Genomic DNA, 13528 nt, shown 5'->3' with positions numbered 1-13528 from the left:
TTTTTATAAAGGCATAAGCCTTACTATTTCTATTAAAAAGAACAAGAGAAAAATCATGTTATTAAAACTATTAACCAAAGTATTTGGTAGTCGAAATGAACGCGTATTAAAAATGATGCGTAAACGCGTTGAAAGAATTAATGCACTTGAACCGCAAATTGAAGCCTTAAGCGATGAACAGTTAAAAGCTAAAACTACAGAATTTAAACAAAAAATCGCTGAAGGCGCTAAGTTAGATGATATTTTAGAAGAAGCCTTTGCTGTTGTACGTGAGGCAAGTAAACGTGTGTTTGGTATGCGCCATTTTGACGTACAACTTATTGGTGGTATGGTATTAAATGAACGTTGCATTGCTGAAATGCGTACAGGTGAAGGTAAAACTTTAACCGCAACCTTACCTGCTTATTTAAATGCGTTAACAGGTAAAGGCGTACATGTTGTGACAGTAAATGATTACTTAGCACAGCGCGATGCTGAAAATAATCGTCCATTATTCGAATTTTTAGGATTATCTGTTGGTATCAATCTACCTAATATGCCACCGCATATGAAACGTGAAGCTTACAATGCCGATATTACATATGGAACCAATAATGAATATGGCTTTGACTACTTACGCGATAATATGGTATTTACTAAAGATTCTCGTGTACAACGCCCTCTGCATTATGCTTTAGTCGATGAAGTTGACTCAATTCTAATTGATGAGGCAAGAACACCTCTTATCATTTCGGGACAAGCTGAAGATAGTTCTGACCGATATGTTAGTGTTAATAAAATCATTCCATATCTAATTCAACAAGAAAAAGAAGACTCCGATCAATTTCAGGGTGATGGTGACTTTTCTATCGATGAAAAAACACGTCAAGCCAATTTGACTGAACGTGGATTAGTGAAAGTTGAAGAATTACTTATTAAAAATGGAATTATGAAAGGTGATGAATCACTTTATGCGCCAAGTAATATTGTGTTAATGCATCATGTCAATGCAGCATTACGTGCTCATCACCTATTCCATAAAGATGTGGATTACATTGTCAGAGATAACGAAATTGTTATTGTTGATGAGCATACTGGCCGTACAATGGATGGACGACGTTGGTCTGATGGTTTGCATCAAGCCGTTGAAGCTAAAGAGCATGTTAAAATCCAAAATGAAAACCAAACATTAGCATCAATTACTTTCCAAAACTATTTCCGTTTGTACGAAAAATTAGCAGGCATGACAGGGACTGCTGACACTGAAGCATTTGAATTCAATCAGATTTATGGTTTAGATACTATTGTTATCCCAACCAATCGTCCAATGATACGTAAAGATCAACCTGATCTTGTTTATATGACAGAAAAAGAGAAGATCAATGCGATTGTGACTGATGTACAAGCTTGTGTTGAACGTGGACAACCCGTTTTAGTTGGTACAGCCTCAATTGAAAAATCTGAATTAGTGTCATCCGCATTTAAGAAAGCCGGTATCAAGCATAACGTACTTAATGCGAAATTCCATGCTCAAGAAGCGGAAATAATCGCTCAAGCAGGTAGTAAAGGTGCAGTAACCATTGCTACAAACATGGCTGGTCGTGGTACCGATATTATGCTTGGTGGTAACTGGCAAAGCGATATAGCAAAACTTGAAGCTCCTACTGCTGAAGATATCGAAAAAGCCAAACAAGCATGGCAAGCAAAACACGAAGAAGTGATTGCACTTGGAGGACTTTATATTTTAGGTACCGAACGTCATGAATCACGTCGAATAGATAACCAACTTCGTGGACGTGCCGGTCGTCAAGGTGATCCAGGGGCATCACGCTTTTACCTATCGTTGGAAGATCCATTAATGCGAATTTTTGCTTCCGATCGTGTGGGTAACATGATGCGTAAATTAGGTATGAAAGAAGGTGAAGCCATTGAGCATCCTTGGGTAACTAAAGCCATTGCTAATGCTCAAAAGAAAGTTGAAAGTCGAAACTTTGATATTCGTAAGCAGTTACTTGAATACGATGATGTTGCAAACGATCAACGTAAAGCAATTTATCGTCAACGTAATGAATTACTTGATAACTCCGATATCAAAGAAACGATTGATTCAATCCGTAGTGATGTCTTTAATGCATTAATTGATCAATATATTCCACCACAATCTATTGAAGAAATGTGGGATGTTGCAGGCCTTGAAACAGCACTTAAAAGCGATTTTGATTTAGATTTACCTATTGCTAAATGGTTAGATGAAGAACAAAATCTTCATGAAGAAACATTACGTGAACGTATTTTACAAATAGCTCAAGATACCTATATCGCAAAAGAAAATACTGCTGGTTCTGAAGCATTTAGACAGTTTGAAAAAAGCGTTATGTTACAAACACTTGATACTTTATGGAAAGAGCATCTAGCAGCGATGGATTATTTGCGTCAAGGTATTCATTTACGTGGCTATGCACAAAAAGATCCAAAACAGGAATATAAACGTGAATCATTTAATATGTTTGCTAGCATGCTAGAAGCATTAAAATATGATGTAATAGGGATATTAAGTCGCGTTCAGATTCGTTCTCAAGAAGAAGTTGATGAAGCCGAACGTCAACGTCTAGCCGAAATGGAAAAATTAATGGCAAAACAACAAGCCAACCATGAAGAGGTAACAAATATGGGCAGTGAAAGTAAAGAACAATCAGCAGGAACTTCATCACAACCAATAGTAAGAAACCAAGCAAAAGTGGGACGTAATGACCCATGTCCTTGTGGTTCAGGTAAAAAATATAAACATTGCCATGGTGCTGTTCACTAAGGCAAAAATTTAGTATCATCAAGCAATATTGATATTAAATAACCGACTAAACTCGGTACTAAACTTACTAGGGAAAGTACCAACTTTCCCTGATTTTAATAATAAATAGACAGGATTATGAAAAAACATACTGAAATTGCTGTAGGTATTATTCGTTCACAAGATTGTCAAATCTTTATAACTCAACGCGGTGAAGACTCACATCTTGCTGGTTTTTGGGAATTTCCAGGTGGAAAGATTGAAGTAGGTGAAACCCCATTTCAAACCTTGCAACGTGAAATAGCGGAAGAAGTTGATATCCAAATTCATCAGGCCCAATTTTTAAATATTTTTAAACATAGTTATGATGATCGTGACATCACCATTCATGCTTATCTTGTTGAAGAATGGGACGGTGTGCCATTTGCTAAAGAAGGCCAACCTAGCCGTTGGGTTGCGCAAGAAGATCTTAATGCTGACGAATTTCCTGATGCTAATAGACCGATTATCGAAATGCTTAAAAATTTAGATAAACAGATTTAACTCATTTGTCTGGTCGCTTTAGATAGCTTTAAAATATTTTAAAGCTAGAGTACTTTTGTTTTTTTGTCACATTAAAGTGAAACGCTAAATTATTAATTCCCTCTAATTTACTTATCAACTCTTGCCAAATGTTGTCATAAACGTTAACTATTATCTTAATATTCATTTAAATTATAATTTTTATACTGAAACGTATGCATTACCTGAAACTTTTTGACAAAACTTACGCTAAATTAGTTAGTTTTAATTATCATAAGTTTAATTGTTTGTTTGACTGGTTAAAAAAGGTATAATTTCTGCCTATTTTTTAACATTGCATTCAAAAAAAATGAATATTTTTTGTAAAAGGAATTAAGGTTTAACTATATGAAAGAATATAAAGTAATAATTTATCAAGAAAGTGCATTATCCTCATTACTTTTAGGTACCGCTAACGCTGATCCTTTAAAGTTTTCTACTTTTTTAAATAGATATGCGGCTCAAGGTTGGCGAGTGGTTACGATGGAAAAAGATATACGTCGTTTATATCTATTTTGGCGTAGAGAAGCTTACTTAGTTATACTGGAGCGAGAACACGACAATATTAAACCAAACTTTTTCTAACCCAATAATTAAAAAAGGAATCAATATTTCTATTAACTTTATTGATTCCTAATAATAAATAGATCGAGTCAAAATTAACCTAAAAAACTAAATAAGAAAAATTTTTGTCAAAAAGTTTCAGGTAATGCATACGTTTCAGTATAAAACCTATTTTTTGCATTGTAATTTTTGCTCAGCCAAAGCTAAAAATACAATACCAATAATAATACATAATCCACCCAACAAACGAGTTAATGTTATTTGTTCATTAAACACGATCACTGAAACTAGCATAACGGTCACTACTTGTAGATGTGAAGCAGCAAACGCTGGTCCTACAGGCGCTTTTTTTAATAAAACCATCCAAGTCATAAATGCGCCTGTATAGCCTAAAATGACCAAATAAGCCCAACCATGACTAAAAATACGGATTAACCAATCGAAACTAATTTCGAATGGTAAAGCTGATAATGCGGTTAATTTGAAAGTAGTTTGACCAAATGTATCAAAAAATAACAATAAGATAAAACCGATGATATAAAATTTTTTCATTAGGTAAGTCCTACTAATATCACGCCGAAAGTAATAAAAAATATACCAATAAGACGAAATGCTGTTAGATGTTCTTTGAATAAAATTCGTCCAGCAACCATAACTGTGATGATATTAAACGATCCCAATAGAATACCTTGCGATAATGGAACTTCACTTAAAAAAGCCAGCCAAAAAATAAAGCCAACAAAATAGGTACTAAACCCCAACCAAAGCCAAAAATTACCAAACAATTTTTGCCAATAGTGTAAACCTTGTTGATGTTTTGAAGTTATTGCAGCATATTTAAATGCAATTTGTCCGACAGTATCACAAAATAGATTTACTAACCAAAGAGTAATAATTAAGGCTGACATGGCTGACAAATTCCATGTATTTCAAGCACACTGTGTTTTATTAAGAAGTCACTTTGTCGCGCTAATTGCTTAAGTTGTGTTTCGATATCTTGAGAATGTTTTTCAATGATCTGTTGACACTTGTCACAAATAAACAGTATTGAAATATGCTCTGGATCATGAAAATGTGGGCAAATAATAAAACTATTCGACGATTCAACTTTATGGATAAAACCTTGTTCAAGCAAAAATTCTAACGCACGATAAATTGTTGGCGGCTTTGCTTGTGGTTCACTGATTTTAAGCAAATCTAAAAGATCATATGCACTCATTGCTTTATTTGCTTTCAGCATAATATCTAACACTGTTCGACGCTGTGTTGTCAATTTAATACCACGCTTCTTGCATAAAGTTTCAATTTTTTCAATTAGCAGATTATGCATTCTGTTTCCTTTGCCTCAATAAATTATTTTTTTGCTGCTCTTCTTCGTCTTATTTCTTTAGGATCATTAATTAATGGACGATAGATTTCAATACGATCGCCATTTTTCACTAAATCATTAAGATCACAACGTTTACCATAAATACCAATCAAGTGTTCATCTAATTTTATCTGACAGATCGATAAGATATTGGATTTTGTGATTGCTTGCAAGACATCCGTTTGCTCATCAACATCACAATTAATTATTGTTGGATTATTAGGTAGCGCATAAACAATTTGAATACTGTTCATCTTAATAAATCTGCCTTGCTCTTTGTGAAAATGCATTAACCATATTAGCCATCACCTCTTTAAATACTGGAGTGAAAGCAATATCAAGTAACTTATTTTTGAATTCAAAATTCAACTCAAAACTAATTTTACTTTTATTTTCTCCTAATGGAGTAAACTGCCATTTTCCCGATAGGTATTTAAACGGACCGTCTAACAAACTCATTTCTATTGAATGAGGCTGATTAATTTTGTTTAGTGTTGTAAAAGATTTCTTAAAACCTAATTTTTCAACTTCAATAAATGCCGCCATTAAATTATCTTGTTTTCTAATAATACCAGTTGCGATACAATCAGGTACAAATTCTGGATAGAGAGTAATATCATTGACCAAAGCAAACATTTGCTCAATTGAATAAGGCTCGATAACCTCGTGAAAAACATGTGCCATAATAATAAAATAAAAGTTAAAATTAGTGGCATATAGTATCACGTAACTTTATAATATCGCACATTATGACTAAGAAAAAATTACACAAGCCGGGTTCGGCAACTATAGCATTAAATAAACGCGCACGCCATGAGTACTTTATTGAACAGGAAATTGAGGCCGGATTATCCCTGCAAGGCTGGGAAGTAAAATCATTACGTGCAGGTAAAGCCAATATAAGTGATAGTTATGTATTACTCAAAGATGGTGAAGCATGGTTATTTGGTGCAACAATTACACCGTTGAATGTTGCGTCAACACATGTGGTGTGTGAACCTATGCGCAATCGAAAATTATTATTAAATGAACGTGAGCTTAACTCATTATTTGGTCAAATCAATCGTCAAGGTTATACCGTTGTTGCCCTTTCTTTATATTGGAAAAATGCTTGGGCAAAAGTAAAAATTGGTGTTGCTAAAGGTAAAAAAGAGTACGATAAACGCACCGATATCAAAGAGCGTCAATGGCAAGTTGATAAAGCCCGTATTATGAAAAACGCTAATCGTTAATCATTGTGTAATTCATCACTCAATGATCAATTTAATGATGGCGTATTATTTGTGGTTTGATAAAAATTTCATTGTTTTTTAACTCTTTAAAGTTAAGTAAATCATCGATCACATCAACACAAACATGCGCCATACTTTGAAAATCCTGCGCAATGGCATCAATTGGATAATAAGAGTAATCTAGATAGATGTTGTAGTCATAAGAACATATGCAAATTTCTTTCGGATCTAACTTTATTTCCACTAAATAACTAAGCACTTCTTGTAACAGATTCCCTGACGGTGTAAAAATCGCTTTTGGTAAACGCCCTAGTTCGTTATGCAGATTTTTAAGCAAATCGTATCCTTTATTTGGACAGTAGTCATCACTCACTAACCATTCTGGATTAACGGCTAAACCAGCATTCTTAAGTCCTTGTTTAAATCCTTTAAGCCTTGCATCAATCGATGTCAGTTGCGTGTCACAACCAATAAAATAAAATTCATCTAATTGTTTGGCATAAGGTTGTATTAATTCAGCAACCGAATCCAATGATTCACTTGTGATAAAAGGTAAGGAGGTATCTTTAAGATAGCGGTCAAAAAATAGTACCGGGGTATGTTGGTTAATACTTACATAAAAATCATCACAGTCTAAAGATGTCACCACAATCATCGCATCTACTTTACGCTCAACTAAATTTTGAGCGACGTTAACTTCGACGTCTTTATTATAATGACTACAAGTAATTAATAATTGAATGTTTTTTTGCCTAAATGATGCCTCTAAATGATGCAAAAACATTGAAAAAAAAGAATTCGACATATCAGGAACAATAACACCTACCGTATTGGTACTATTGGCTTTTATCAAATATTGGCGAATATGCGATTGATCACTGTATTGTTGAGCAATGGCTAATACCCGTTGCCGTGTCTGTGGTGAAATACGATATTTTTTATCTCGTTTATTAAAGATATGACTGACGGTCGTTGCCGACACGCCAGCCAAACGAGCAATATCATTGATTTTTAATTTATTACTCGCCATTTACTGCTCTCTTAATTATCGTGGTGTACGTTGTTGTTTATTCGGGAATACCGGATTATGGTTTTCCGATGGGCTCTGATACCAATAAGCAACACTGGCAATATCATCGCAACGTTCATATAATCTTATATCATCATTACCAATTTGTTGAAAAGCAAGTTTGATATTTTTATGGAACGCAATTGGATCTGGTAAATGCCAACGATATAAGCCATGCATTGGTAAGCTATCATCACCAAAACCGTGTACTGGGTTAGAATCTCCAGTTTGGAAAAAGTCACGCGTTGCATCACGATTGGTTTGATATGGATATCCCATAAACAATGTTTGGAAACATTTCGCTTTTGGCCGACCTTGACTATCGCGGTTATGAAATGCCCATGCGCCACCAAAATAGTCTTCTGAGCCAGTTGAATGCTGAGTTGGATAATCGCTATCGCCATCTAGATAGAATTTAAACTCACCTTCACCCCACCAATAACGCTCAAGGGCGGTCAATGCTAAGTAAGTACCAACATAATAGCCATGACCTTCAACATTGTCTAATATCACATAGTCTTGTGCATAATTAGTGACGCGCTGTCTACGCCATTGTGCATGGAAATAAAGCGGTGCTTCAAACGGTTTTGGCATGATTGCATAATTAATAGTAAAGAAGAAATGCTGTAAATCAGCTTCATGCTCATTTTGAATTTCAATGCGCGCTTTTTTATTAAATGGCATTCTAAAATAGCTATTAAAGCCACCTGTTGGATTAACAACAATTGGCACTGAATTAATATCACACCTTGCTCCAAAACCATTACAGAAAAAATCACCAATTGGGCTTTCAACAGAAGGAACTTTTTCATCATCCCAATAAATACGAATCACTACATCACGAAGTACAAAACTACCGCGATGCGTTCTGTCGGTTAAGGTAAACCACATATGACGAATTTCAGCTGGACCTGTGATCTCAGCAATTGTTACCGTTTCACCTGCTGGAATCGAAATACAACCTTGTCCTTTACGGCTTGGACCTAATGCACTGCCTTTCATACAAGATTTACCTTTTTCACCAGTCATATTTTCTGGCGAAATGGTTCGAGTTTGTTCAAAGTGAAATTGTGTTACAGAATTATATATGTTCATTGTGAATCCTTACTAACGTTATTAAATTCTATTAATGAAAAATTGAAAACAGTTTTAATTTATTTAACTTCTGGCTTATCTTCGATATTGACACTTTTTCTATCACGACTTAAGAAGAAGATGGCAAAAATCATAAAGCCTAATACAACTAAACCAAGATTATTAAATGTTGTTGCTGCACCTGCTTTATCATAAAAATCACCAACTAAAGTTGAAAATAAAATGACCCCTACTGAACCTGCAACCTGATAGCCAATTAAAAAAACAGTCGCAGATAATCGAGCATTAAAGTTATTATCAATATATTTGAACACTGAAACCAAAATGGTTGAAATTTCTAAGCAGTGCATAAGTTTAATCACTGAGATAATTGCAATGCTGCTTACATGACCCGTTAAGAAGATACGAGAAGCCGAAACAAATGCGGCAAAAATCAATGCATTTTTTGCACCGACACGATTCACCACAAATGGTACACAAAACATAACTGCGGCTTCTAAAAAGACTTGAAATGAATTTAAAACACCATACAAACGATATCCATCATTGACATCTTCAAACTGTTGTGTGAAATAAACAGGAAATAACTGTTGATCATAAATATTATAAAGGCTGTAAGTTCCGAGTACATAGATAACAAATATCCAGAATTTTTTAAGGGTAAAAACAGAGAGGATCTCATTAAAACTGAGTTTATCCTTTTTCTGGAACACTGCTTCGGTTGATTTACTTAAATCAGGCTTGAAGTTGAGGTTAAGAATCATGAAACAAACACCAACACCCGATGCTGCCCAAAAATTTAGGTGAGGATTAATACTAATCAAAATACCCGCAATAAAGGTACCGACAGCATAAGCAATACATCCCCATGTTCGACACTGACCAAACTCAAAACCAAACGCCCGGCTGATTTTTTCGCAGTAGGAATCAATTAGCCCCATGCCAGCAATCCAACCAAATCCTAAAAAGAAACTACCGAAAATCACACCAAGATAAAAATTATGGCGCAATAATGGTTCATACACATAAATTAATGCTGGAGCAGCGCAAGTAATAATAATACTTTGAAACCAAACAAGGTGTTTTTTTAGCACTAATTTATCTTGATAAATACCATACAGAATCATAATGATTAACGAAATAAAGTAGTTAAACGAATAAATAATGCCGGTCTGTTTTGCGCTTAAGCCTATCTCCTTACTTAGCCATATAGCATAAAAGGAAAAAACGAAACTTCCCGCTGCGTAATACATAATGCTATAAAACGAGGCAAACCAATAAGTTGGTTTTTTATAAAATGCACTAGTCATAATTTATCCTATAAAGAGTTAAGTACGCATTTGAGTATGAATAGCTAAAAATTTAGCTTTAACGGCTTTATTAGATAAATGTGATCAACTTCAAAGTTATTTTACTAAAGTAATGTAAATAAGAATTATAAGTGGCCTTGTTATTGAAGCTCTGCTGAGTTTATTGTTGACCAATTAGGCAATATGAAAACACTTACAGACTCTGTAGTTTGGTGATCATTAGCAGCAAAATTAGCCATACTGTTATCTATTGGTTCCCATTTGCCATTTCAATAAAGAAGATTTGTTGCATACCTATGCGCAACAGGATTTATCAACACTTAAGTCAATTTCAATCATTCAAATGACAATGCGGTATAAATTTGTAATGAATATTGGATGGATTTTAATGTGCTTATCATTGGATGGAATAAAACAGCTAAATTGCCATAATAGATTATGGATGTAATTATTACCACTGATAAATGGTAAATAATTATTTTATTGCATTATGCGCTATCTATTTTACAAGGAGTATTATTGATTAACGTTTTTTAATTATAAAAAATAACCGCTACAAAAGCGGTTATTTACCAAGAATCAACTTTCTTTCAAATAGAATTTGAAAGATCATCTATAATGTGCTCAAACTTTCAATTTAATTAATTTGCCATCCTGCTTCACAAATGACTGATTGACGTAAACATCACTACTATTTTTAACACAAAGCGGCTCACTTACAACATTATCGATAATAACGTTATTAAATAAAATACTCTGTGCATTTTCGATAAAAAATCCTTTACCAGCCTCAGGTTTAACATCCTTAAACATATCAACTTCACCTGCTTCAGCATTGATTTGCATTGATACTCGAATATTATCAAACGAAATATTGGCAATTGGCGATTCAGGAATGCCATATAAAAAACCAGCATAGGCACGCACATTTTTGGCGATAATGTTTGAAAAACTAATATTATGGCAAGCTGGGGTTGCTTCATTTATTGGCAGAGGATCTTTATTCCAAACAATTGGATCGTTACCTTTTGGTCCGCAGTAATAGTAATAATTCATTACAAAGGCTGATAGTACTTCATCCATAACAATATTACTAAAAGTAATATCTGAAATGGTACCACCACGACCTCGACGTGTTTTGAATCTCACACCACGATCCGTTTTTTGAAATACACAGTTAGTAATAGTGACATTACGAATACTACCACTCATCTCACTACCCAATACTACCGCACCATGACCATGAATCATGTTACAGTTAGTAATTAAAATATTTTCGCAAGGGCTTTTATCTGCTGTTTCCTCAATACCCGCTTTAATTGCGATGCAATCATCACCCACATCAATATAACAATTTGAAATTCTGACATTACGGCAAGATTCAGGATTAATACCATCGGTATTAGGTGAATCTGCTGGATTTAAAATCGATATATTATCAATCACCACATTATTTGACTCCATTGGATGGACCGTCCAACTTGGAGACTGGGTTAAAAAGACTTTTTCAATAGTTATACGTTGGCAAAAATCAAAACCAATCAAGTAAGGTCTTGGATACTTTAGGGTATCACGATTATGACGGAAAGTATGCCACCATTTAGCACCATTGCCATCAATTTTACCGCCACCGGTGATAATGACATTTTCAAGATCTTGACCGTAAATACAAGGCATATAGACATCTTGTTTTACCCCCTCCCAACGTGAATGCACGATTGGGTAATCTTGTTCATTATCTGAAAATAATAAAGTCGCATTCTGTTCAATAACTAAAATTAAATTACTGCAAAGCTTGATTGCGCCTGTTAAATAAGTTCCCACTGGAACGATAAGCGTTCCACCACCTTGTTGTTCAATATGTTGTATTGCATTGGCAAAAGCAACTGTATTAAGTGTTTTGCCATTACCTATTGCACCAAAATCTTTAACAGATACCATTGTCATTGTTGCTTCCTTTTGCATTTTAACGCGAACTGTCGCCCATTATAGATTACAGTTCGCATTGTTATTTGGATAAGTAGGCTGGTTAATTTTAGCCTTGAGTGGATAGTTTTAAAGAGTTACACCACTTTTTAATATCGCTAGATTTCTGAAATTATTTATCTCATTGCGTGTTTGCTGACCATTAGCAACCAGTACGATATAGTCAATAAATTCAATTAATAACTGTTGCATAGAGGTTCCCTCAATGAGTTTGCCCGCATTAAAGTCAATCCAATTTCCTTTTTTGTCTGCTAATTGTGTATTAGTAGCAATTTTTACCGTTGGTACGATTCCACCATAAGGAGTTCCGCGACCTGTAGTAAATAGCACCATATGACATCCTGCTGCTGATAAAGCCCCTGTAGCCACGGCATCATTACCAGGCGCACTGAGTAAATTGAGTCCATGCTTTGTTAGTCTTTCACCATATTTCAAGACATCAATCACTTCACTTCCGCCTGCTTTTTGCGTACAACCAAGGGATTTTTCTTCTAAGGTTGTTATTCCACCCGCTTTGTTACCTGGAGACGGATTTTCATAAATAGGCTGATTGTTTGAGATGAAATACTGTTTAAAATCGTTGATCATAAGCACGGTTTTATCGAAAGTAGGCTCGTCAACGCAGTGAGACATCAAAATATTTTCTGCACCGAACATTTCAGGTACTTCGGTAAGAACACTGGTTCCTCCATGGGCAATGACATAATCCGAAAACAACCCTAGCATCGGATTAGCAGTGATTCCTGAAAAACCATCTGATCCACCACACTCTAAACCAAATTTTAATTCGCTTAACCGCCCTACTTCGCGTTTGTCTTGCTTCATAATGGCATAAAGTTCTCTTAGCAGCGTCAATGCACAAGCAACTTCATCGGCTTCTTGTTGAGCAACAAGGAATCTAACACGCGACTCATCATAATCACCAAGATCGGCTTTAAATTCTGAGATTTGATTATTTTCACATCCAAGTCCAATAACTAATACAGCCCCCGCATTAGGGTGTTTAACAAGATCTTGTAATATTATTTTGGTGTTTTTATGATCTTGTCCAAGTTGTGAACAACCATAAGGATGTTCAAGTACGGTAATGCCATCAATTTCTAATTGATTATTGAGTTCATCACAAAACTGTTTAACAATTTGCTGCGCAATACCATTAATACACGTTACCGTTGGTATAATCCAAAGTTCATTACGTATACCAACTTCACCGTTTTTTCGTCGATAAATGTTGACTGGTTTATCAGCTATTTCATGTAACGACTGATTTTTGGATAAATTAGGTTGATACTTATAATTATTAATATCATTTAGATTGGTTTTTAAATTGTGTGAATGAATATGCTCACCTGTTTTAATTAAACAAGTGGCATGTCCTATTGGTAAGCCATATTTAATAATATTTTCATTAGGCTCAATATCTTTAAGGGCAAATTTATGCCCTTGTTTGATCGCTTGTGGTAAATCAATGGCGTTTCCATCGATTATAATATTATCTTCATGTGCTTCTATATCAGATAATGCCACCGCAACATTATCTTCATTGTTAATTTTTATAAATTTTACCATTGCACC

Annotated in this window: 14 protein-coding genes; 4 read left to right on the top strand and 10 right to left on the bottom strand. The window is 34.7% G+C overall.

Annotated elements, in window-relative coordinates:
• Positions 1 to 55: 55 nt before the first annotated feature.
• The 3 genes from secA to H3S88_RS07750 all read left to right on the top strand — a co-directional run bounded on the left by secA (position 56) and on the right by H3S88_RS07750 (position 3913).
• Entirely contained in the window at positions 56 to 2788 is a 2733-nt protein-coding gene (secA, locus tag H3S88_RS07760) for a preprotein translocase subunit SecA (protein WP_198226773.1), read from the top strand.
• 117 nt (positions 2789 to 2905) lie between these two features.
• Complete coding sequence (mutT, locus tag H3S88_RS07755; protein ID WP_065738539.1) at positions 2906 to 3310, top strand: 8-oxo-dGTP diphosphatase MutT; 405 nt, start codon at positions 2906 to 2908, stop codon at positions 3308 to 3310.
• Between the two features lie 366 nt (positions 3311 to 3676).
• Positions 3677 to 3913, top strand: a complete 237-nt coding sequence (locus H3S88_RS07750; protein WP_065738538.1) for a DUF4177 domain-containing protein — start codon at positions 3677 to 3679, stop codon at positions 3911 to 3913.
• A 147-nt stretch (positions 3914 to 4060) separates the two neighbouring features.
• On the opposite strand, the gene H3S88_RS07745 is transcribed toward H3S88_RS07750, so the two are convergent.
• The 5 genes from H3S88_RS07745 to H3S88_RS07725 are packed head-to-tail and all read right to left on the bottom strand — an operon-like array spanning position 4061 to position 5945.
• Positions 4061 to 4444, bottom strand: coding sequence for a multidrug efflux SMR transporter (locus H3S88_RS07745; RefSeq protein WP_039128142.1), 384 nt, complete (start codon positions 4442 to 4444; stop codon positions 4061 to 4063).
• A complete protein-coding gene (locus H3S88_RS07740) occupies positions 4444 to 4800 on the bottom strand; it encodes an EamA family transporter (protein ID WP_039128145.1) in 357 nt (118 codons plus the stop codon). Before H3S88_RS07740 ends, H3S88_RS07745 begins: the two co-directional genes overlap by 1 nt.
• On the bottom strand, positions 4788 to 5222 hold the full coding sequence (gene zur, locus H3S88_RS07735) for a zinc uptake transcriptional repressor Zur (RefSeq protein WP_065738535.1): 435 nt from the start codon (positions 5220 to 5222) through the stop codon (positions 4788 to 4790). Before zur ends, H3S88_RS07740 begins: the two co-directional genes overlap by 13 nt.
• A 23-nt stretch (positions 5223 to 5245) precedes the next feature.
• Positions 5246 to 5515 carry an RnfH family protein gene (locus tag H3S88_RS07730; RefSeq protein ID WP_198226771.1) on the bottom strand — a complete coding sequence of 90 codons (270 nt, stop codon included), beginning with the start codon at positions 5513 to 5515 and terminating at the stop codon, positions 5246 to 5248.
• Between the two features lies 1 nt (position 5516).
• The gene (locus H3S88_RS07725; protein ID WP_198226769.1) at positions 5517 to 5945 is read right to left on the bottom strand and encodes a type II toxin-antitoxin system RatA family toxin; all 429 of its coding nucleotides are present in this window, start codon (positions 5943 to 5945) and stop codon (positions 5517 to 5519) included.
• 65 nt (positions 5946 to 6010) lie between these two features.
• Here H3S88_RS07725 and smpB point away from each other — a divergent pair, with 65 nt between their 5' ends.
• A complete protein-coding gene (smpB, locus tag H3S88_RS07720) occupies positions 6011 to 6493 on the top strand; it encodes an SsrA-binding protein SmpB (RefSeq protein ID WP_065738534.1) in 483 nt (160 codons plus the stop codon).
• 31 nt (positions 6494 to 6524) lie between these two features.
• Here smpB and H3S88_RS07715 read toward each other — a convergent pair whose 3' ends face one another.
• The 5 genes from H3S88_RS07715 to H3S88_RS07695 all read right to left on the bottom strand — a co-directional run bounded on the left by H3S88_RS07715 (position 6525) and on the right by H3S88_RS07695 (position 13522).
• Complete coding sequence (locus H3S88_RS07715) at positions 6525 to 7523, bottom strand: substrate-binding domain-containing protein (RefSeq protein ID WP_198226767.1); 999 nt, start codon at positions 7521 to 7523, stop codon at positions 6525 to 6527.
• Between the two features lie 15 nt (positions 7524 to 7538).
• Positions 7539 to 8657, bottom strand: a complete 1119-nt coding sequence (locus tag H3S88_RS07710; RefSeq protein ID WP_025316327.1) for a glycoside hydrolase family 172 protein — start codon at positions 8655 to 8657, stop codon at positions 7539 to 7541.
• Between the two features lie 59 nt (positions 8658 to 8716).
• Positions 8717 to 9967 carry an oligosaccharide MFS transporter gene (locus H3S88_RS07705; protein ID WP_065738532.1) on the bottom strand — a complete coding sequence of 417 codons (1251 nt, stop codon included), beginning with the start codon at positions 9965 to 9967 and terminating at the stop codon, positions 8717 to 8719.
• 624 nt (positions 9968 to 10591) lie between these two features.
• The gene (locus H3S88_RS07700) at positions 10592 to 11908 is read right to left on the bottom strand and encodes a glycoside hydrolase family 28 protein (protein WP_370528569.1); all 1317 of its coding nucleotides are present in this window, start codon (positions 11906 to 11908) and stop codon (positions 10592 to 10594) included.
• 114 nt (positions 11909 to 12022) lie between these two features.
• Entirely contained in the window at positions 12023 to 13522 is a 1500-nt protein-coding gene (locus tag H3S88_RS07695; protein ID WP_198227124.1) for an altronate dehydratase family protein, read from the bottom strand.
• Positions 13523 to 13528 lie beyond the last annotated feature (6 nt).

This window comes from Gilliamella sp. B14448G11 (assembly GCF_016101765.1).
Lineage (GTDB): Bacteria > Pseudomonadota > Gammaproteobacteria > Enterobacterales > Orbaceae > Gilliamella > Gilliamella apicola_N.
The sequence above is the reverse complement of the archived record's forward strand: the minus strand, read 5'-3'. Positions and strand labels throughout refer to the sequence as shown.